The 19,787-nt window shown below is 67.0% G+C and carries 19 protein-coding genes; 15 read left to right on the top strand and 4 right to left on the bottom strand.

The window, feature by feature from the left end:
- The first annotated feature begins 31 nt into the window (after positions 1-31).
- The 7 genes from ssd to J2808_RS08890 all read left to right on the top strand — a co-directional run bounded on the left by ssd (position 32) and on the right by J2808_RS08890 (position 5,544).
- On the top strand, positions 32-1,258 hold the full coding sequence (ssd, locus tag J2808_RS08920) for a septum site-determining protein Ssd (protein ID WP_309814834.1): 1,227 nt from the start codon (positions 32-34) through the stop codon (positions 1,256-1,258).
- Positions 1,255-2,517, top strand: a complete 1,263-nt coding sequence (locus J2808_RS08915) for a TadA family conjugal transfer-associated ATPase (RefSeq protein ID WP_309814832.1) — start codon at positions 1,255-1,257, stop codon at positions 2,515-2,517. The genes ssd and J2808_RS08915 overlap by 4 nt, the downstream gene beginning before the upstream one ends.
- Complete coding sequence (locus J2808_RS08910; protein ID WP_309814829.1) at positions 2,514-3,398, top strand: type II secretion system F family protein; 885 nt, start codon at positions 2,514-2,516, stop codon at positions 3,396-3,398. Before J2808_RS08915 ends, J2808_RS08910 begins: the two co-directional genes overlap by 4 nt.
- Positions 3,395-4,015: a type II secretion system F family protein gene (locus J2808_RS08905; protein ID WP_309814827.1), complete on the top strand. Its 621-nt coding sequence runs from the start codon at positions 3,395-3,397 to the stop codon at positions 4,013-4,015. Before J2808_RS08910 ends, J2808_RS08905 begins: the two co-directional genes overlap by 4 nt.
- 214 nt (positions 4,016-4,229) lie before the next feature.
- Positions 4,230-4,607, top strand: a complete 378-nt coding sequence (locus J2808_RS08900; RefSeq protein ID WP_309814823.1) for a DUF4244 domain-containing protein — start codon at positions 4,230-4,232, stop codon at positions 4,605-4,607.
- Positions 4,604-5,188 carry a TadE family type IV pilus minor pilin gene (locus J2808_RS08895; protein ID WP_309814819.1) on the top strand — a complete coding sequence of 195 codons (585 nt, stop codon included), beginning with the start codon at positions 4,604-4,606 and terminating at the stop codon, positions 5,186-5,188. Before J2808_RS08900 ends, J2808_RS08895 begins: the two co-directional genes overlap by 4 nt.
- Positions 5,185-5,544 carry an Rv3654c family TadE-like protein gene (locus J2808_RS08890; protein WP_309814816.1) on the top strand — a complete coding sequence of 120 codons (360 nt, stop codon included), beginning with the start codon at positions 5,185-5,187 and terminating at the stop codon, positions 5,542-5,544. The genes J2808_RS08895 and J2808_RS08890 overlap by 4 nt, the downstream gene beginning before the upstream one ends.
- Here the strand turns inward: J2808_RS08890 and J2808_RS08885 are convergent.
- Entirely contained in the window at positions 5,517-7,949 is a 2,433-nt protein-coding gene (locus tag J2808_RS08885) for a DEAD/DEAH box helicase (RefSeq protein WP_309814812.1), read from the bottom strand. The two genes, J2808_RS08890 and J2808_RS08885, sit on opposite strands and share 28 nt — an antisense overlap.
- A gap of 27 nt (positions 7,950-7,976) precedes the next feature.
- Entirely contained in the window at positions 7,977-8,669 is a 693-nt protein-coding gene (locus tag J2808_RS08880; protein WP_309814809.1) for a GNAT family N-acetyltransferase, read from the bottom strand.
- A gap of 94 nt (positions 8,670-8,763) precedes the next feature.
- Here J2808_RS08880 and J2808_RS08875 point away from each other — a divergent pair, with 94 nt between their 5' ends.
- Together J2808_RS08875 and trhO are read left to right on the top strand one after the other, a co-directional pair.
- Positions 8,764-9,228, top strand: a complete 465-nt coding sequence (locus tag J2808_RS08875) for a hypothetical protein (RefSeq protein ID WP_309814807.1) — start codon at positions 8,764-8,766, stop codon at positions 9,226-9,228.
- A gap of 45 nt (positions 9,229-9,273) precedes the next feature.
- Positions 9,274-10,167, top strand: coding sequence for an oxygen-dependent tRNA uridine(34) hydroxylase TrhO (trhO, locus tag J2808_RS08870; protein WP_309814805.1), 894 nt, complete (start codon positions 9,274-9,276; stop codon positions 10,165-10,167).
- A gap of 42 nt (positions 10,168-10,209) precedes the next feature.
- Here the strand turns inward: trhO and J2808_RS08865 are convergent, their stop codons facing one another.
- Together J2808_RS08865 and J2808_RS08860 are read right to left on the bottom strand one after the other, a co-directional pair.
- Positions 10,210-10,809 carry a hypothetical protein gene (locus J2808_RS08865; protein WP_309814803.1) on the bottom strand — a complete coding sequence of 200 codons (600 nt, stop codon included), beginning with the start codon at positions 10,807-10,809 and terminating at the stop codon, positions 10,210-10,212.
- A 175-nt stretch (positions 10,810-10,984) separates the two neighbouring features.
- Positions 10,985-11,422: a hypothetical protein gene (locus J2808_RS08860; protein WP_309814801.1), complete on the bottom strand. Its 438-nt coding sequence runs from the start codon at positions 11,420-11,422 to the stop codon at positions 10,985-10,987.
- Between the two features lie 159 nt (positions 11,423-11,581).
- Between J2808_RS08860 and J2808_RS08855 the strand changes: the two genes are divergently transcribed.
- The 6 genes from J2808_RS08855 to proC all read left to right on the top strand — a co-directional run bounded on the left by J2808_RS08855 (position 11,582) and on the right by proC (position 19,759).
- Positions 11,582-12,358: a MerR family transcriptional regulator gene (locus J2808_RS08855; RefSeq protein WP_309814798.1), complete on the top strand. Its 777-nt coding sequence runs from the start codon at positions 11,582-11,584 to the stop codon at positions 12,356-12,358.
- 53 nt (positions 12,359-12,411) lie between these two features.
- Positions 12,412-14,103, top strand: a complete 1,692-nt coding sequence (locus J2808_RS08850) for a DUF7059 domain-containing protein (RefSeq protein ID WP_309814795.1) — start codon at positions 12,412-12,414, stop codon at positions 14,101-14,103.
- Positions 14,104-14,262: 159 nt separating this feature from the next.
- Positions 14,263-17,001, top strand: coding sequence for a type I DNA topoisomerase (gene topA / locus J2808_RS08845; protein ID WP_309814792.1), 2,739 nt, complete (start codon positions 14,263-14,265; stop codon positions 16,999-17,001).
- A 168-nt stretch (positions 17,002-17,169) separates the two neighbouring features.
- Positions 17,170-17,622, top strand: a complete 453-nt coding sequence (locus J2808_RS08840) for an SseB family protein (protein WP_309814789.1) — start codon at positions 17,170-17,172, stop codon at positions 17,620-17,622.
- Positions 17,623-17,674: 52 nt separating this feature from the next.
- On the top strand, positions 17,675-18,652 hold the full coding sequence (locus J2808_RS08835) for a Ppx/GppA phosphatase family protein (protein WP_309814787.1): 978 nt from the start codon (positions 17,675-17,677) through the stop codon (positions 18,650-18,652).
- A 273-nt stretch (positions 18,653-18,925) separates the two neighbouring features.
- A complete protein-coding gene (gene proC, locus J2808_RS08830) occupies positions 18,926-19,759 on the top strand; it encodes a pyrroline-5-carboxylate reductase (RefSeq protein WP_309814784.1) in 834 nt (277 codons plus the stop codon).
- The last annotated feature ends 28 nt before the right edge of the window (positions 19,760-19,787 follow it).

Below are 19,787 nucleotides of genomic sequence, written 5' to 3'. Positions count from 1 at the left end.
TCTCTGACTGGGTGCGATGAAGAGTTGCTCCATGAGCAGGCACCAGCTATCGCCAACCCCTTCGGAACAGCCTTCGTCCCAGCGGCCCCGTGCCCGGCCGTCCACGCCGCGTGGCTTTGCGTCCGGCAGGCCCGGGCCTGCTGATTCTGCTGCCGGGGCATCAGCCGCGCCGCAGGCTGCCGGGGCCTGGCTGCCGGACCCCTCGGCTGCCGAGGTGCTGCTGGTCACCGGGTACGACTTTCTGCAGGGCGAAGTAGAACAGATTGTGGCGGCCGCCGGCGGCCAACTGCGGGTGGTGGCAGATGTCGCGGATGCGGCCAAGTACTGGGACTCCGCCGCCGCCGTGCTGGTGGGGAGCGACGTCCGTGAGCTGCCTCCGCGCCGCCGGGCGCCCGCGGTGCTGGTGGGCCTGAACGGCGAAGGCGACAGTCTCTGGCACCTGGCCGCAGCCCTCGGGGCGGAGCGGGTGGCAGTGCTTCCGGACGCCTCAGCCTGGCTGGCCGAGTACCTGAGCAGGTCGCGTTCGCCCGAAGCGGGCGGCCTGGTGCTTGGTGTGACAGGCGGCTGCGGCGGGGCCGGTGCCACCACCGCCGCCATCTGGATCGCGCAGGCCGCAGCCGGGCTGGGCGTCCGCGTATTGCTCGTCGACGGGGATCCCTGGGGCGGAGGCCTGGAACTGGCGCTGGCCGCCGAGGAGACGCCGGGGCTCCGGTGGCCTGACCTGGCCGAAGCGAGCGGCAGCATCGATCCTGAGCAGCTCGCCGATTCCCTGCCGGTCGCCGGAGGGTTCTCGTTCCTGTCCTGGCCCGGGAGCCGGGACCGCCCGGCGCCGGTGGACGCCACTGCCGCCGGTGGTGTGCTGGATGCTGCCCGGCGCGGCTATGAGCTGGTGGTGGTGGACATCGGCCGCGGAGCCGAGCCCGTCCACATGCTTGCCTGGGACTGCGACCGCATTCTGGTGGTTGTGCCGGCACAGTTGAAGGCCGCGGTGGCTACGGCCCGGCTGCTCCACGAACTCCCGCCGGTTGAAGCGGCGCTGCTGGTCCGGGGGAAGGCCGGAGCCGCGCTGGACGCCGGACTGATTGCGGACGCCGTCGGGCTGCCCGTCCAGGGCCGGGTCCCGGAGCTGCGCGGCGTTACTGCGGCCGGCGAAAACGGACGGCTGCTGGACCTGGGCAACCGGCGCAGCGTCCGGCACTTCGCCGCGTCCGTACTCGATCTGCTGGCTGGCGACATCCCGGTCGGGGACCTGCCATGAGCACGAGGCACTCCGTTCCGCCGTCTGCACCTATCTCGCCGTCGGGCCAGCCGGCCGGAGCGCGCCGCCGCCAGGCGCGGGTCCTGGACCCCCGCGGCGTTGATTCGGCCCTGCTGGAAACGGTCCGCGAATCAGTCATGGCCGACGCCGGGCCGGTCACGGCTTCCCGCGTCGCGGCGGCGGTCCAGGCCACCGGACGGCTGCTGGGCACAGCAGGCTCCCTGGCCGCCGTCGAGCGGATCAGCGCGGAGCTGAACGGGCTTGGGCCCCTCCAGGAGCTGACCCGGGACCTCCACGTCACAGACATCTTCGTCAACGCCCCGGACTCGGTCTGGGTTGACCGCGGGAGGGGCCTCGAACCTGCCGGGGTGTCCTTTGCCGGCGAGGCGCAGGTGAGGGCGCTTGCCTCACGGCTGGTGGCAGCCGGTGGGAGGCGCCTGGACGACGGATCTCCGTGCGTTGATGTGAGGCTCGACGGCGGGTACCGCGTCCATGCCGTCCTTCCGCCGATTTCAACGGCGGGCACCCTGCTGAGTGTCCGGATCCGGCGCGAGCAGGTCTTCACCATGGACGAGCTGCGCTCCGGCGGGATGTTCGGCAGCGCGGTGCACGGGGTTCTGGAACGCATCGTTGAGCGTCGGCTGAGCTTCCTCATCAGCGGTGCCACGGGTTCGGGGAAGACCACGTTGCTCTCCACCCTGCTGGGGCTGTGTTCACCGGCGGAGCGGCTGGTCCTCATTGAGGACGCCTCCGAACTGAACCCCGTCCACCCGCACATCGTGTCGCTCGAGTCCCGGCATGGAAACCTGGAGGGCGGCGGCGAGGTGGACCTGGGCGAACTTGTCCGCCAGGCCCTTCGGATGCGCCCGGACCGGCTGGTGGTGGGGGAATGCCGGGGCGCCGAGGTTCGGGAACTCCTGACCGCCATGAATACCGGCCACACCGGCGGCGGAGGAACCATCCACGCGAATACTGCGACCGCCGTCCCCGCACGGTTGACCGCTCTGGGCGCCCTCGCCGGGCTGGGCCAGGACGCCGTCCGGCTTCAGGCAGCCAGTGCACTGGACGTGGTGGTCCACGTGGAGCGGTCCCGGCAAGGGCGGCACGTCGCCTGTGTGGGTGTGGTGCAGGATGGGCGCGGCGGACTGGCTGTGGTTCCGGCGCTCGAGAACAGGAACGGCCGGCCCTCCGCCGGGCCCGCCTGGGAGGCACTGAGTGAGCGGCTGGGGATGTCCCCTGAACTGGGCGCCGCGGCGTGATGGCGGTGCTGGCCGGGATCCTCGCAGCGGCTGCGATCCTGCTGTTCAGGCCACCCGGCGGTGCGGTGGGCCGTTTTCGGCGGGCCGGGGGGAGTACAGGGCCGCGCCGCGCCGCTGCTGGCCGTGCCATACCCGGAGACGCCAGCGTGGAGCGCCCTGCACGGCACATCAGCCTCGGAGTTTCCTGGAGCAAGGTCCATCGTGCCGGACCGGAACGGGGACAACTTTCCCTGACCCTGGTGGTGCAGCAACTGGCGGCGTTGCTGAAGGGTGGACGTACCCCGGCGCGGCTGTGGGACGAATTATGGCTGGTCCACTGTGGCCGGCCGGAAGCCGGTCCACGCCGGCAGGAGGACATCGCAGGACAGGTGAATCCAGCCAAGGCAGCAGGGGCCGGGCGGAACGGCCCGAGCCTCAGCCCTGGTTCCCTGATGATGCTGGGCGCCGTCCGGGCCGCTGCATCCCGGGGCCTGCCGGTGTCCGAGGCGATCAGGAGAGCCGCCGCGGCCGCCTTTCCGCGCAGCGTCGGCAGGGAGCAGCGGATCTGGCTGGAGCTGGCCGCGTGCTTTGACATTGCCGAAGCCAGCGGCTGTCCGCTGGCTGATGTCCTCGCACGGTTTGCGGCCCAGCTGGAGGTTGAAGACGACGCCGACGCCGCCAGGCAGACAGCACTGGCCGGGCCAAAGGCCACAGTGAGTCTCCTGACGTGGCTTCCAGTGATGGGATTGGGACTGGGAATGGCACTGGGTGTGGATCCGCTGGCCATACTGTTCGGGACGCCACTGGGTATGGCGGCGCTCGCGGCAGGAGTGGCCCTGACCATAGCCGGGAGAATCTGGTCCGCCCGCCTGGTCCACACCGCCGCCGGCGCGGCGCCATGACGGATCCACTTGCCGCCGGGGTGGCACTCGCCGTTGTCCTGATCGCCGTTTCGTATCTGGCCTTCTCACAGCCAGGCCGGGTACGGCAGCGGCTGCAGAGGTTCAGCGTGGGACCGGGCAACCAGCCGGGAAGCCCGGGGGCGGGGGAGCCCTGGGATAGCGGCGGCGATGAGTGCGTTGACGGATTACGCGACACCGCGATGATGCTGGAGCTTGTGGCTGCAATGCTGGACACTGGGTCAGGAATTGGACGTTCCCTGGCACTCGTGGCAGCTACCGCGTCCAGGGACTACAGCAAGGCCTTGCGCCCGGTAGTTTCGGCGCTTGCCATCGGCGCCGACTGGGAGACGGCCTGGCGCAGTTCCGAAGTCAGGCTCCCTGGGATTCTGGAGCTGCGCGACGCACTCGGATTTGCCGCACTGACGGGTGCGCCGTCGTCAGCCATCCTGTATGCCCAGGCCGCCAGGCTGCGCCGGGAGAGGTTCCGCGCTGCCGAGAAACGGGCCGCCTCCCTCGGTGTGAAGCTGGTCATTCCCCTGGGCCTTTGCTCATTGCCTGCCTTCATCTGCCTGGGCGTGGTCCCGGTGCTCCTCGCCCTGGTGCCCTCCGGAACCTGACATCCACTCGGGACCGTCACTCGCGGGGCGTGACTCGCGGGGCGGGTTCCGCCTGACGGGTTCAGCACCTCGCCAGCACGGTCCTTTCCTCCACAAGCCGCTGAAGGCTCTGGTTATCCACTTGGGACAGGTCCGCCCTTACCGCTCGGATCGGGTCCCGGAAGAGTCGAAGCAGCCGGCAACTCGGCCGGACCACAGAAGGGAAACCTCTAACATGACCATCATCCAAAACAGCCTTTACTCCGCCCCCGCACCGGAGCTCAGCACAGGAGTTGCTGGTACCGCAGCCTGGGACGCCCCAGCAGCTGCCACTGACGGGTTGGGCGCGTGTACCTGCCAACGGCAGGAGGGCCCGGAGCCCGCAGGCAACGTTGTGGAGCTTTACCCCGTTGTTCGCGACGCGAATGTTCGCGAGGCGAAGGAGCGCCGGCAACGGCTTACGGCTTCGGATGCCGGAATGGCAACGGCCGAATACGCCATCGCCACCCTGGCCGCGGTGGGCTTCGCCGGACTCCTGGTCTTCATTCTCCGCAGTGACGAAGTACGGGGGTTTCTGCTGAACCTCATCCGCACGGCGCTGGCCTTGCCATGAGCAGGGCGCCGGCAGCGCTGTATCCGGACATCAAGCAGGACAGCATCAGGAAACCAGCAGCCGCCTCATTCCGTCGTGGCGATCGCGGGCCGGGGAACGCCCAGGGCTGCGTGACGGGCACTATGACGGGCGCCGTCACGGCTGAGTTAGCGGTGGCGCTGCCGGCTGTCCTGCTGCTGCTCGCGCTGCTCCTGTCCGGAGCCGCTGCCGGCGTCACCCAGCTCAGGCTCGAGGAAGCTGCGCACGCCGGCGCCCGGGCACTGGCCCGCGGCGAGGACCCGGCAGCAGTGGAAGGAATCGTCAGGGCCTTGGCGGGAGCGTCGGCCACAGCGTCCGTGGCGGCCGACGGCGAGTGGCTGAGCGTCACCGTTGCTGACAGGGTTGGCGGTCCCATGGGGGCCACGGTGCCTTGGACCCTGACAGCACGGGCAACAACACGGAGCGAATCGCCGGCAGCGTCCGGAACGGCCCTCCCCGGCATGGCCTTTCACCAGCTGTCGCCGGCCCAGGCTCTGCCAGGCCTGCCGCCGCACTTGGCGCCACCCGAACCGCTGCCCCCACTGAATGTCGTCCTGTCGTGAGCGTCCAGATCCGGGACCACCGCGAGCGCGGCTCGGGAACAGTCCTGGCGGCCGGACTGGCCCTGACGGTCATCATGGCCATGGTGCTGATGCTGCTTCTTGCGCAGTCGGCAGTGATGGCCAGCCGGGCGGCGGCAGCGGCGGACCTGGCCGCGCTTGCAGGGGCTGATGCCCTTCGCGGCCTGACCTCGGGCGATCCGTGTACCGTGGCCGCGGACGTGGCAGCCCGGCACAACGCCGCCCTCGTGAGCTGCACGGAAGGCGCAGGACAAACCGTCGAAGTCAGGACCGAGCTCAAGGCACGGACCATGCTCGGTGCTGCCAGCGGTCATGCGCGGGCCGGACCGCCGCCCTGAGCCGCAGCCGGGTTGAGATCGCGTTCGGGATGGGGCAGGAGTTCCACATCCCGGGGTGGCGCTTCGCTGGAGTCTTTGAGGAGGACGTTGATCAGCGTGATGGCCGCAGCCTTGTCCAGGGGATTGTTCTTGTTCCCGCACTTGGGGGACTGGACGCAGGATGGGCAGCCGGACTCACACTCACACGCCTTGATGGCATCCCGTGTCGCCGAGAGCCAGACCTTGGCTTTGTCGAAACCGCGCTCGGCGAAGCCCGCACCGCCGGGGTGCCCGTCGTACACAAAGATGGTGGGCACTCCGGTATCAGCATGGATGGCCGTAGACACGCCGCCAATGTCCCAGCGGTCACTGGAAGCCACCAGCGGCAGCAGGCCGATGGCGGCGTGTTCGGCGGCATGAAGGGCCCCGGGGAACTGTGCCTCGATCAGTCCGGCACCCGTCAGCGAGCGGTTCTCCACCACAAACCACACGGCCTTGGTGAACAGGTCCCGGGCTCCCAGTTCCAAGGGTTCCTCGCCCAGGATTTCGTTGGAAATCAGGGCTTTCCGCTGGAAGGAGACCACTTGAGTTGTCACTTTGACGTCCCCGAAGTGCACCGTGACGTCGCCCCACTGCGCGGTCCGCTGCGTTTCGAGGACCTCGATCTGGGTGACGTCCCGGGCCGTGGTGTAGTAATCGGGGTTGGCGCGGCGGACCATCACGCAGTGGTCGTCTTCGTTCAGCTCCTCCACCACGTAACTGTCGCCCTGGTGGACATAGACCGCCCCGGTGTGGGCCTGGTAGTGCGTCTGCGGCGAGTCCATGGTCCCCAGCAGGGAGCCAGTGTCCGCGTCCACGATGCTGACCGGTCCGCCGCCGTCGGCCCTGAGGTTCACCATGGCAGCAGCGCTCTGGGAGTGGGTCCAGAACCAGCCCGCAGGCCGGCGGCGCAGGTAGCCCTGGGCCACCAGCTGCCCCAGCAGCTTCTCGGACGTACTGCCGAAAAGCTCCAGTTCGGCCACGCCAAGCGGGAGCTCAGCGGCGGCGGCGCAAAGATGCGGCCCCAATACATAAGGATTGGACGGATCAAAAACGGTCGCTTCGACCGAAACGTCAAAGATCGCTTCCGGATGGTTCACCAGGTAGGTGTCCAACGGATCATCGCTGGCAACAAAGGCAGCGATGGCGTCCTGGCCTGCGCGTCCGGCCCGGCCGATCTGCTGGAACAGCGACGCCCGGGTGCCCGGCCAGCCAGCCACCAGCACGGCGTCCAGCCCGGAAATGTCGATGCCGAGTTCCAAGGCGGACGTGCTGGAGACACCCAGGAGCTCACCGGAGCGGAGCGCCTTCTCCAAGGCGCGCCGCTCCTCCGGCAGGTACCCGGACCGGTACGCGGCCACGCGCTGCGGAAGGCTTGGATCCACCTCGTCCAGGAGGCGTTTGGTGATGGACGAAATGGTCTCCGCGCCCCGCCGGGATTTGATGAAGGCGATGGTCCGGATCCTGGCCGAGACCAGGTTCGCCAACAGATCGGCCGTCTCAGCAACGGCAGTGCGCCGTTCCTTGGCCCCGTTCTCGCCCTTGAGCTCCGTCAGCGCGGGCTCCCAGAAGGCCACGGTGGTGGAACCATGCGGCGAGCAGTCCTCGGCAACGGCCCGGACCGGCGCGCCAATCAGCCGGCCAAACGACGTACCGGGCTCCGAAGCAGTAGCGGAGGCGGCAATGAACACCGGGCCCGGGTGGGAGGTCCCGGCGCCGTAGTACGCGCAGATGCGGCGCAGCCGGCGCATCAGGTTGGCCACGTGCGAGCCGAACACCCCGCGGTAGCTGTGGGCTTCATCCACAATCACGTACCGCAGCCGCCGGAAGAAGCTGGCCCACCAGGCGTGGTTGGGCAAAATGCCGAAGTGCAGCATATCCGGGTTGGCGAGGATGAAATTGGCGTGGTCCCGGATCCAGCGGCGGGACGCTGGGTCGGTGTCGCCGTCGTAAGTCTCCGCACGCACGGTGGGGAGCTTCAACGAACGGATGGCGGCGAGCTGGTCCGCGGCGAGCGCTTTGGTGGGCGAGAGATACAGCGTCACGGCGCCGTCGTCGTGGATTTTTCCCGGTTCGGACAGGACCCGCAGCTCGGAGCGGTGGATGGCGTCCAGCGCCGGCAACTGGTACGCAAGGGATTTTCCGGACGCGGTGCCGGTGGCAATCACCACGTGCTCGCCGGCGTGGGCAAGATCGGCAGCCTGGATCTGGTGCCGGTAGGGCTGGTGGATGCCAAGTGATCCATAGGCCGCAACCAGATCGGGGTGGGCCCAGTCCGGCCACGCCTCGTGGACCGCCCGGCGCGCGGGGATGGTGCGGACATGACGGAGCTGCTCCGGGTCCGGGCCGCGGCCCAGCAAGGGGATCAGCGAGTCATGGGGGTTCACCCCAACATTCTTTCACCCGCGGAAAAATCAGCCCACGGACAGGTCAGAACCCTCGTCGGAGGTGGACATCATCAGCACACGGCACACAACGGACCAGCCCAGGTGCGAATACAGTTTCTGGCCGTCCAGAGATGCCAGCAACAGACCGTTTTCCACATCCGGTCCAATGGCCTGCGCCGCGAGGGCCTTCATTATGAAGCTGCCCAGGCCGCGGCGCTGGAACGCGGGCTGGACCACGATCTTGTCGAACACCGCCGTCCCGCCCACCACAAACACCCGGCCGCTGGCCGCCACGGTGTCACCGGAACGGACCACCGCGTGGTGGACACCGTCGAGTTCGGACGTGACCAGGTTCAGATCGTCATCCGAGAGCCACGGATCCTCCGTGTCCTGCGTTTCCATGTCCACGATCATCATGGCCTGCGACGCGGACGTGATGTTGAGTCCGTGCTTCTCGGCCAGCTGGCTATAGCGGAGGACGTCGTTGGTCAGTATCGTCAAAATCCGCGTGGGAGCTTCCGCTGTCTTGGCAACCAAGGCCGCGAACTCGTCGTCGGAAGGGTCGTGGGAAAAGTACTCCCATTCCCGTGTGGTGTCGGCCCGCAGTACAGCGGGGAAGCGGCCTTCAGTGGATGTCTGGTACCCGCGGCAACCGGCCCAACCGGTTACCCAGACCTCGAGAAGGTGTGTGATGTCTTCAACCATGGCGTCCGGACTCATGTGATGAGGGTATTCCAGCCCCGTCACAAGCAACAGGGGGTGGGTGCCGGGATGTGACTTGCTTATGCAATCGTGACCAGACCAGACTGGCGAAATGCCTGCCGCCAAGGATCCGTCCACGAACACCTTTCCGCTGCCACTGCTCGTCTGTGTCGCCCTTATGGTCGCCATGGTTGGCGGCGCCCGGTACTGGGAGGCGGCCACGGGCGTGGGTTACTGGGTCTGGCTCGCCTGCGGGCTCGTCCCGTTGGCCGCTGGCCTCCTGATCCACAAGAAGGCCAAGCAGCCCGTGGTGTTCCTGGGGTCCCGCCCGGAACCGGAAGGGGTGGGGCGGCCGGGATGGGGCGGGCTGCTGACGGCGCTGGTCCTGTTCCTGGTGCCGCGGCTGGTGGGGGACGGCGCCGCAGCCCTCGTCCTCAGCAACGGCGCAGATGCCATCGCGGTAGCGGTGACGGCCACCGTGGTGCCGTTCGCCGTCGTCGTCCTCGGCTACCGGGCGGCCGAAACCGCCCTGAACAGGCGCGACGCAGCCTCCGCGGCAAACCCGAGCCAGCCCTAGCGGACGGGCAGCCCCGACGCGGCCAAACCCAGTACCCTTAAATACGTGGCTTTGAACCGAATTGTGCTCTTTTACGGCTTTACCCCCATCGCAGATCCGGACGCGGTGCGGCTTTGGCAGCGTGCCCTTTGCGAGAAACTTGGGCTGACCGGACGCATCCTGATCTCCAAGGACGGCATCAACGCCACGGTGGGCGGCGAGATCGGCGCGGTCAAGCAGTACGTCAAGACCACCCGCGAATACAAGGGCTTCCACGGCATCGACGTGAAATGGTCCGACGGCGGCGCGGAGGACTTCCCGCGGCTGAGCGTTAAGGTCCGGGACGAGATCGTCTCCTTCGGCGCTCCCGGTGAACTCCAGGTCGATACGAACGGTGTGGTCGGCGGCGGCACGCACCTGTTGCCCGAAGAGCTGCACGAGCTGGTGGAGGCCAGGAAGCAGTCCGGCGAGGACGTGGTGTTCTTCGACGGCCGCAACGCCTTCGAAGCGCAGATTGGCAAGTTCAAGGACGCCATCGTCCCCGACGTTGCCACCACCCACGACTTCATCAAGGAACTCGACTCCGGCAAGTACGACGCACTCAAGGACAAGCCCGTGGTCACGTACTGCACCGGCGGCATCCGGTGCGAGGTGCTCTCCAGCCTGATGGTGAACCGCGGTTTCAAGGAGGTGTACCAGCTCGACGGCGGAATCGTCCGCTACGGCGAAACGTTCAAGGACCAGGGCCTGTGGGAAGGCTCGCTCTACGTCTTCGATAAGCGCATGCACCTGGAATTCAGCGAGGACGCGAAGACCATCGGCGAATGTGTCCGCTGTGCCGCACCCACCAGCAAATTCGAGAACTGCTCCAACCTCAGCTGCCGTACCCTGACGCTGTACTGCGCCGAGTGCGCCGCCAGCCCGGAGACGCTGCGCTGCCCGGAAGGCTGCGCTGCCTGAGCGCCGCATGAGGATCGTGCGCCCGGAGACGTGCAGCAAGGCTCAGAGCCAGATCAGCCGGTACGCGTAATTAGCCTCGGACCCTGCTTCCACCCGGAAAGTCAGCACCGTTTCCTTGGGCAGGTAGATCACGTCCTGCCGCTTCGTTCCGCACCGCAGGCTGAGGTGCACCATGGTGTACGTCTCGTTGCTGACCGTAAAGGTGACTGGCCGTTGGCTGCGGCACACCAGCGCCAAGACGTACGTTCCCACCGGCAGGCTGGCCGCAGTTTCGGTCCGGACTTCGCCCGCGCGCAGCAGGCCGTAGCCCCGGTGCTGGACCTGCAGGCCGGCCCCGAGCTGGACCGTCTCAAGCCAGGCTTCAAGGTCCGCCTCGTCCACTGGATCGTTCTGCCATCGATCGGCGGCAAAATCGGGCTCGGTGACCCGCGGCGACGCCGAGACACCGTTGAGCGCGGGCTGCCAGCCGTCGTCGTAGGTGTACTCGCAGCCAGCCAGCGCGGCTCCGGCCAGCAGGGCGGCCGCCGTTGCGAGCACGACGGCGGCCCTCGGCCGGGAGCGCAGGGCCACCTTCCCGGACAGGTGATGGCCCGGAAGGAAATCCGCATGACGAGGCGGCGCCGCCCCCGTAACTGCGGGCATAAGCCGACTCTAATGCCGGCAGATCCAGCCGGACCGGGGACCACGTCCCCTACTTAAAGTAGGGGAAACGGTGTCAGCCGGCCGCGCCGGAGTGGTTGGGGTCCAGCCGGGCGCACGGCCGCTGCCAGCAGCATGCAGCCTGCCACAAAGAGAGGCTGCACCGGGTTTGTGGGCACTACCCGGACTGTACGAGCTGGTAAGCGTAGAGCGTCGGTGCGTCCACGCTGGAGGCGCTGAGCTCCAGCGGGCCTGTTTCTGTGATGGTGATTTTCGCCGTCTCGCGGGTTCCGTAGCATGCCGCTCCGAGGTCCACGAGCTCTTTGCCGCCGGAGCGCACGGCGAGGAAAGCCTTGCCCCCGCCTTCGCAGACCAGCGTCAACGTGTACTTGCCTGCCGGTACATTCTCTGTGTGGTCCACGGGCCGGGCATTGAGGATCTTGCCGGCGTCTTCGGCCACGATGCCGCTGACCGAAGGCATCGCCGTGGCTTTCCACTCCGGCACATCGGCATTCTCCACCGAGAGCTGCTGTGCGCAGCCGGAAACGCCCAGAACGACGGCGGCTGCTGCCGCGGCGGCCAGGGCGCGCGGCATGGAGGTGGGAAAGAGAGCCATGCTTCAAACTTACCCGGAGCGCCTGGGAATCCGTGATCCGGGCGCCTTGACCTTGACGCAACGTCAACAATTATCGTTGAGATATCAGCCGGACAGACCCCGGGCAGACGCGGGACACACCCGCGGCCAGGCGCCCGAAGGCAACGGAAGGAGGAAGGTATGGACTGGTCCATCCAGGACATCGCCCGGATCGCCGGCACCACCAGCAGGACGCTTCGCCACTACGACAACATCGGTTTGCTCAAACCGAGCCGCACCGGCCACAACGGCTACCGCTACTACAACCGGGCTGCCCTGGTACAGCTCCAGCGCATCCTGCTCTTGCGCGGACTCGGGCTGGGCCTGCCGGTGATCAGCCAAGTGCTCGACAACGAAACAGACGCCGCGAAGGCCCTCACCGGCCATCTGGAATGGCTCAAGCAGGAACAGGACAGGCTGGCACGGCAGATCGCGTCCGTCACACAAACCATCAACGCAGTGAAAGGAGGGGGCGAAATCATGGCAGAAGAGATGTTCAACGGTTTCGACCACACGCAATACAAGGACGAGGTGGAGGAACGCTGGGGCAAGGACGCCTACGCGAAGGGGGATTCGTGGTGGCGCGGCATGAGCGCAGACGAGAAGGCCGCCTGGAAGCAGCGCTCGCAGCAGTTGGGTGAGGACTGGATCGCGGCCGCCACAGCCGGCATCGCCCCCGACAGCGCAGAAGCCCAGGCACTCGCGAAGCGGCACGTCCAGTGGCTGACCGGAATCCCGGGCACGCCGGCGTCGGACGCCCGGGGCAGCGAAGGTGGGAAGGGCGACGTCAAGGGGTACGTCACCGGCCTCGGCGAGATGTACGTTGCGGACCCGCGCTTCGCCAGGAACTACGGCGGCACGGACGGGGCCGGCTTCGTCCGGGACGCCCTGAAGATCTACGCGGAGGAGAACCTGTAGCCGCCAGTTGGGGCGCAGCCCGTGGCGGCACAGCCCGCCAATAGACTTGGGCGGTGACTGATTCCACGCTCTTCCTGGCCGGCAACACCCCCGACGCCCCGCGCAGCGACCTGCCCGGGCTGCTGTCCGCGCTCGCCGCGGACCTGCGGGCGGTGGACTACACGCTCGACGGCGTGGCCGGGCTGCTGGGCGAGTCGGCCTACAACGCGCTGAACCGCGACCAGATCATCCCGGCCCTGCTGGCCACCGAGAGTGCTGCCCATGGTGGGTCTTCGACGGCGGCGCTCGCCGCCGTCGTACGTCTCTGGCTCCTGGCGGAACCGCAGACGCGGGCAACGCTCGACGCCGCCCTGCCCGGGATCCGGGCCGAGGGCCTCGCGGAGTTGGGGCTGCTGGAGCCCGTGCCCGGCGCTGATCCGTCAGGCGACGGGCTGATGCAGGCCAAAGCGGACCTGAGGCCATACGGCTGGGATGCCAACGAAGATGGCAGCGGCGGCGCCGAGCTCTGGGTGGCCAGCGACCTCGCAGCGCACCAGCAGGCCGGTGTGCTGCGGCATGACCACGTGCTGGGGATCGGGCAGGCTTCCACCACGCTGGTGCAGACCACTGTCCGCCGGCATGTGGCCAAAGCGCTGGACCTGGGGACGGGCTGCGGCATCCAGTCCTTCCACCTCCTGCACCACGCCGAGCACGTCACGGCCACGGACATCTCAGAACGTGCGCTGGCCTTCACCCGGTTCAACCTGCTCCTGAACGCCGAGGTGCTCCACCTGGATCCGGAGCACCTGGAGGACCGGGTGAGCCTGCGGCTGGGCTCGCTCCTGGACCCCGTGACAGGCGAGGAATTTGACCTCGTGGTGTCCAACCCGCCGTTTGTGATCACGCCGCGGACATTGGGTGAGGAAGCCGCCGGGCAGTTCACCTACCGCGACGGCGGCCTGCCCGGCGACGAGATTGTGTCCTCGCTGGTCCGGGCCCTTCCCACGGTGCTGGCTCCGGCCGGAACAGCCCAGTTATTGGGCAACTGGGAGATCCCGGCGGGAGCGGCCTGGGCTGAACGGCCCCAAAGCTGGGCCAGTCCGGACACGGATGCCTGGTTCATCCAGCGCGAGCAGGTCAGCCCGGAGCAGTACGCCGAAACGTGGCTGCAGGACGCCTCCGAATCCCGTGACCGGCAGCACTACCGCGACGCCTACGCCGCCTACCTCGCGGACTTCGCCTCCCGGAACGTGGCGGGGATCGGCTTCGGCATGATCTGGCTGCGGCGGCCTGCCGCCGGAGGCAACCTTGCCGGGTCCGCCGCCGCCGGACCCGGCGCAGCCACCATCAGCCGCTTCGAGGAAATCACGTACCCGATCGAACAGCCCGTCGGGCCGCACCTGGGCGCCGCCGTCGAACGTTCCGACTGGCTGGCCGCGCACAGTCTTGAGAATGCGCACCTGCTCGTGGCGGACGACGTCACCGAGGAGCGCCACCAGCGCCCCGGCGCCGAGCACCCGGGTGTGATCCTTCTCCGGCAGGGTGCCGGGCTGCGCCGGACCAACCTGCTCAGCACCGAGTTGGCCGGCTTCGTTTCCGCGTGCGACGGCGACCTTTCGGTCGGGCAGATCATCGGCGCCCTGGCCGCGCTGCTCGGCGGAAGCCTTGCCGGCGAGGACGGGTTCGACGGCGACGCATTCCGGGCCGGGCTGCTCACCGAAGTGGGCAATCTGGTCCGCGACGGATTCCTGCTGCCGGCCGAATAGCAAGGATCCCTGCAGCGTTGAAAAACGGCGAATCCGGGCCAGGGAAGCGTCCTCCAGACCCCCACGTTTTCCACATGAATGCGCATCGTCGGCCAAAATATGGTGAACTAGGCGAGTATGGGCTCATCTGCCCGAGCAACCTTTTTCTGTAGGAGCACCGTGCCAAGCAAGGCCAAAACCGGCAAAAAACTCGTGATTGTGGAGTCTCCGGCCAAGAGCAAAACCATCGCCAAATACCTCGGCGAAGGCTTCATCGTAGAGGCCTCCATTGGTCACATCCGCGACCTGCCGCAGCCGTCCGAGCTTCCCGCGGAACTGAAGAAGACCTCGGTGGGCAAGTTCGCCGTCGACATCGAAAACGACTTCAAACCGTATTACGTGGTGTCCGCAGACAAGCGGAAAAAGGTCACCGAGCTGAAGGCAGCGCTCAAGGACGCCGACGCCCTCTATCTCGCAACCGATGGGGACCGCGAGGGCGAGGCCATCGCGTGGCACCTGCTGGAAGTGCTCAAGCCCAAGGTCCCGGTGTACCGGATGACGTTCGGCGAAATCACCAAGGAAGCCATCCACCGCGCCATGGACAACCTGCGCGATGTTGATACGGCCCTGGTGGATGCGCAGGAAACGCGCCGCGTCCTGGACCGCCTTTACGGCTACGAAATTTCTCCCGTGCTCTGGCGCAAAGTGGCCCGCGGCCTCTCCGCCGGCCGCGTCCAGTCCGTGGTCACCCGCATGGTGGTGGACCGCGAACGCGAACGCATGGCTTTCAAGGCCGCCTCGTACTGGGACCTGACGGGCCAGTTCGGCGCCGGCTCCGCTTCTGCTTCGTCGTTTAAAGCCAAACTCGCGGCCGTTGACGGCTCCAAGGTGGCCAGCGGGCGCGACTTTAACGACGACGGCGTACTCACCGCCCGCAATGCCGTCCACCTGAACGAGGAGCTGGCGACGTCGCTGGCAGCAGGCCTCCAGGATGCGGACTTCCGCGTCCGCTCCGTGGACACCAAGCCGTACACCCGCCGTCCCGCCGCGCCGTTCACCACCTCCACGCTGCAGCAGGAAGCCGGCCGCAAGCTGCGCTTCTCCTCCAAGAGCACCATGCAGATCGCCCAGCGCCTGTATGAAAACGGCTACATCACCTATATGCGTACCGACTCGTCGGCGCTGAGCGACGAAGCCGTCACGGCTGCCCGCCGCCAGGCCTCCGAGCTGTACGGCCCGGAGTACATCCCGGCGTCGCCGCGGGTCTACTCCAGCAAGGCCGCGAACGCGCAGGAAGCCCACGAGGCCATCCGCCCCGCCGGTGACTCCTTCCGCACCCCGGCCCAGGTGGCCAAGCAGCTTTCCGGTGACGAGTTCCGCCTGTACGAGCTGATCTGGAAGCGCACCGTCGCATCCCAGATGGGCGATGCCAAGGGTTCGACGGCGACCATCCGCCTGGGTGCCGTTGCTACTGACGGCAGGGACGCTGAATTCTCCGCCTCCGGCACAGTCATCACCTTCCCCGGCTTCCTGGCTGCGTATGAAGAAGGCAAGGACGAGAGCCGCGGCGACGACGACTCCGACGAGGCCCGCAGGCTCCCGAACGTGGCGAAGGATGATGCCCTCACGGCGTCGGACATTGTGGCTGTTGGCCACGAGACCTCCCCGCCGCCGCGCTTCACGGAAGCGTCACTGACTGCCGAGCTCGAGAAAAAGGGCATCGGCCGTCCGTCAACCTATGCCTCCACCATCTCCACCATCCAGGACCGCGGTTACGTCCGGAAACAGGGCTCCGCGCTGGTGCCCAGCTGGATCGCGTTCTCCGTGATCCGACTGCTCGAGCAGCACTTCACGGACTATGTGGACTACGAGTTCACGGCGGACATGGAAGGCGACCTGGACAAGATCGCCAACGGCCAGGCCGTGGGGTCCGCCTGGCTCCGCCACTTCTACTTCGGCGAGGACGCCGATCCCGGACTGCTCAGCATCGTGAACAACCTGGGCGAGATCGATGCCCGGGAGATCAACTCCATTCCCATCACGGATGAGATCACGCTGCGGGTGGGCAAGTTCGGCCCATACCTGGAAAGCTCCGCAGCCACGGTGGATCCGAAAACCGGCGAAATCGTGGAGAACTCGCGCGCCAACGTGCCAGAGGACCTGGCTCCGGATGAGCTGACGGCTGCCAAAGCCATCGAGCTGATGGAAACGGCTGCGCCCGAAGAACGCGTCCTGGGCGCGGATCCGCACACCGGCCACACCGTTGTTGCCAAGAACGGCCGCTACGGCGCCTACGTCACCGAGGTCATCCCGGAGATGACCGAGGAGCAGATCGCCAACCAGCCCGTTGAGTACTACAAGAACGGCAAGCCCAAGCCGCCGAAGAAGCCCGTCAAGGCCAAACCGCGCACCGGATCGCTGTTTGCGTCGATGACCGTTGACTCCGTCACCCTGGACGAAGCCCTCCAGTTGATGAGCCTGCCGCGGGCCCTCGGCGAGGACGCCGAAGGCAACCTCATCACGGTGCAGAACGGCCGCTTTGGCCCGTACCTGAAGAAGGGCACGGACTCGCGCTCCATCGGCACGGAAGAGGAAATCTTCACCATCACCCTGGAGCAGGCGCTGGAGATCTACTCCCAGCCCAAGCAGCGTGGAGCCCGTGCCGCGGTGCCGCCGCTGGCAGAGTTCGGTCCGGACCCCGTGTCGGAGAAGAACATCGTGGTGAAGGAAGGCCGCTTCGGCCCGTACATCACCGACGGCATCACCAACATCACCGTGCCGCGAGCCACCTCCCTGGAGGAGCTGACCCGCGAGCAGGCCATTGAACTCTTGGCCGAGAAGCGGGCCAAGGGTCCGGTCAAGCGGACCACAACAGCCCGCAAGGCCCCGGCAAAGAAGAAGGCCCCCGCCAAAAAATAGGCGCCGGGGGTGGCTTGTAGCTCGACCCGGTGGTTGAGCTTGTCGAAACCCGGATGGGAGGAATCCGGCAGCGTGCGTCTAAGCGAGGTACGAGCGAGCACGCCGAGGATTGCGCCCGTCCGGGTTAGTCGAATTGCGGTGCCGGGCACAACGTGGTCGAGTAGATACATGACTGAACAGCCCGGCACAGCCGATCCCACGCCGCTCAATGACCTCGAAGAGAAGCTCGCCCTGGGCGGACAACCCGAGGGCAGTCCGGTGGACGTCATCCTGTCGTTCCTCAACAGCGAGGTCTACGTCATCAGCACCGACGGGCTCGAAGGCGAAGATTCCCAGGTGGAGCCGCTGGTCCTGGCGAATTCCGAGGGCGAGCCGGTACTGGCGGTCTTCTCGCACCCCAGCCGCGTCGACGAGCAGTACCTGGAGGCGGCTCCGAACGTCCTGGGGACGCAGGGAGCAGCCATCATCGCCAACATCGGCGAGGAACTGGGCATGGTGATCAACCCCGGGGCCGCGTACGGCTTCGAGATCAACCCCGAAGGCGTCGCCAACATCAAACGCGATTTCAAGCGCGCCGATGAGCTTCCCGACGGCTCACCCGAGGACCCTTCCGCCAACTGACGATTTTTGGACCGGTTGTGAGTGAAGGCCCGGGCAGGGGAATAATGGCAGGATGCGGCTAGGCGTCCTCGATATCGGGTCAAACACTGTCCACCTTCTTCTGGTGGATGCCCACCCCGGCGCGCGCCCGGTTCCCTTCGCCTCGCACAAGCGGCCGCTGTCCCTGGTCCAGTACCTGGACGGCGACGGCAACATCAACGATGCCGGCCAGCACGAGCTGACCGAATTTGTCCTGGAAGCCTGGGAATTCGCCGCCAGGCACAAGGCCGACGATCTGCTGGCCTTCTGTACATCCGCCATCCGTGAAGCCACCAACGGTCCTGCTGTGCTGGCGCGCGTGAAGCACGAGACCACGGTGACCCTGCAGGAACTGACCGGCAGCGAAGAGGCATCCATGACCTTTTTCGCTGTGCGCCGCTGGTACGGCTGGGGCGCCGGACCAGTCCTGAACTTGGACATTGGCGGCGGCTCCTTCGAAATGGCGTTTGGCCAGGACGAGCTGCCGGAGGTGGCAACGTCCGTTCCGCTCGGTGCCAGCCGCCTGACCCGGGACTGGCTGGCCGAAGATCCGCCGTCGGCAAAAAGCGTCAAGGAGCTGCGCCGCTACATCCGAGCCACGCTCGCCCCTGCAGTGAAGCAGTTCGAGGGCCTTGGCCGGGCGAACATGGTGGCAGGAACTTCCAAAACCTTCCGGTCGCTTGCCCGGATCGCCGGGGCAGCCCCGAGCGCCGCTGGCCCCTACGTGAAGCGTGAGCTAAACGCCACCGACCTGGGTGTCTGGGCCCAGCGGATTTCCGCCATGAAGGTCGAGGACCGGCTTTTTCTTCCGGGTGTATCCGATGCCCGTGCGCACCAGTTGCTCGCAGGCGCACTGGTGGCGGAAGCTGCACTGGAAATGTTCAAGTTCAAGAAGATGCGAATCTGCCCCTGGGCGCTGCGCGAAGGCCTGATCCTGCGCCGGCTGGACCAGTTGGTCTTTGCCGGTCCGCTGGATCCGGCACCACACATCGGTGTGCCTGCTGCCCGTTAACGGTGCCTGCTGCCGGTTAACGCGAAAGCGCCGGCGTCCACAGCAGGAAAATGGGGGAAAACCTGCTGCAAACCACCGGCGCCTCGGGCAAACATCCCCATGCTTGCCGCATCACTCGCACCCTCAATGAGGTAGTAACTACGTTAGGCGGGCAACTTGTGAGCAACCTGCGGCCAACATGGGAGTCCGCTGGGAGTGCAAATACGCGAGTTCCCGCTGTGCCGGATTAATTCACTTTCTGCAGCCGAGCACCCAAACTGCAATGATGGGTCCATGAGCAACCGAATCGCCTTCCTGGGCTGTGGATCCATGAACGAAGCCATCCTTTCCGGTCTCCTTGAGGCTGGAACCGACCCCGCTGACGTCGTGGCCACCGTCAGGCGCGCAGAACGCGCTGCTGAGCTGGCTGAACGGCACCACGGCATCACGGCCATTGCCGGGGACGAGGAACCGGACAACAACAAGCAGGCGGCCAAGGGCTCAGGCCTGGTGATTCTCGGCGTCAAACCGGTGGGCATCGCGGACCTGGCACGCGAGATCAGCGGTTCCCTGTCGCCGAAGACCATTGTGGTCAGCGTGGCTGTGGGTGTTTCGCTGGCACAACTGGAAGCTGCGTTGCCGGCCGGGCAGCCTGTCATTCGGTCCATGCCGAACACCCCTGCCAAGCTGGGCCGCGGCGTCGTGTCGGTTTCCCCGGGTACCAACTGCACACCGGAACAGCTCCAGCAGGCCAAGAACGTCTTCAAAGGTGCGGGCACAGTGGTGGAGGTGCCTGAAGAGCAGGTCGATGCGTTGTCGGCCATCAGCGGCTCGGGCCCGGCCTACGTGTTCTACCTTGCAGAGGCCATGGCCGCGGCCGGCGTCAAGCTGGGCTTGGATCATGATCTGGCGCTGCTCCTGGCCAGGGAGACCGTAGCAGGGGCGGGCTTTATGCTCGCCGAGCCGGGCGCCGATCCCTCAGCGCTGCGCAAGGGCGTCACGAGCCCCAACGGCACCACCGAGCGCGCCATCGCCACTTTCGACGACCGGGACCTGCCGGCCATCATCGCCGCCGGTACCCGCGCCGCTACAGACAGAGCTGCGGAAATCACCAAACAGCTGGGCTGACTCGTGGCGCCAAGCTCGACCACCGGTG

The sequence above is a fragment of the Pseudarthrobacter sulfonivorans genome (genome assembly GCF_031454915.1).
GTDB lineage: Bacteria > Actinomycetota > Actinomycetes > Actinomycetales > Micrococcaceae > Arthrobacter > Arthrobacter sulfonivorans_C.
This window is presented reverse-complemented; position numbering and strand designations above follow the sequence as displayed.

Excerpts from the sequence above, each read along its gene's own strand:
- J2808_RS08875 (WP_309814807.1), top strand. The coding sequence starts at position 8,764 with ATGCCTGCCGCCAAGGATCCGTCCACGAACACCTTTCCGCTGCCACTG.
- J2808_RS08880 (WP_309814809.1), bottom strand. The coding sequence starts at position 8,669 with ATGAGTCCGGACGCCATGGTTGAAGACATCACACACCTTCTCGAGGTC.
- J2808_RS08895 (WP_309814819.1), top strand. The coding sequence starts at position 4,604 with ATGAGCAGGGCGCCGGCAGCGCTGTATCCGGACATCAAGCAGGACAGC.
- J2808_RS08835 (WP_309814787.1), top strand. The coding sequence starts at position 17,675 with ATGCGGCTAGGCGTCCTCGATATCGGGTCAAACACTGTCCACCTTCTT.
- J2808_RS08855 (WP_309814798.1), top strand. The coding sequence starts at position 11,582 with ATGGACTGGTCCATCCAGGACATCGCCCGGATCGCCGGCACCACCAGC.
- J2808_RS08915 (WP_309814832.1), top strand. The coding sequence starts at position 1,255 with ATGAGCACGAGGCACTCCGTTCCGCCGTCTGCACCTATCTCGCCGTCG.
- J2808_RS08865 (WP_309814803.1), bottom strand. The coding sequence starts at position 10,809 with ATGCCCGCAGTTACGGGGGCGGCGCCGCCTCGTCATGCGGATTTCCTT.
- J2808_RS08905 (WP_309814827.1), top strand. The coding sequence starts at position 3,395 with ATGACGGATCCACTTGCCGCCGGGGTGGCACTCGCCGTTGTCCTGATC.
- J2808_RS08900 (WP_309814823.1), top strand. The coding sequence starts at position 4,230 with ATGACCATCATCCAAAACAGCCTTTACTCCGCCCCCGCACCGGAGCTC.
- proC (WP_309814784.1), top strand. The coding sequence starts at position 18,926 with ATGAGCAACCGAATCGCCTTCCTGGGCTGTGGATCCATGAACGAAGCC.
- J2808_RS08840 (WP_309814789.1), top strand. The coding sequence starts at position 17,170 with ATGACTGAACAGCCCGGCACAGCCGATCCCACGCCGCTCAATGACCTC.
- J2808_RS08860 (WP_309814801.1), bottom strand. The coding sequence starts at position 11,422 with ATGGCTCTCTTTCCCACCTCCATGCCGCGCGCCCTGGCCGCCGCGGCA.
- ssd (WP_309814834.1), top strand. The coding sequence starts at position 32 with ATGAGCAGGCACCAGCTATCGCCAACCCCTTCGGAACAGCCTTCGTCC.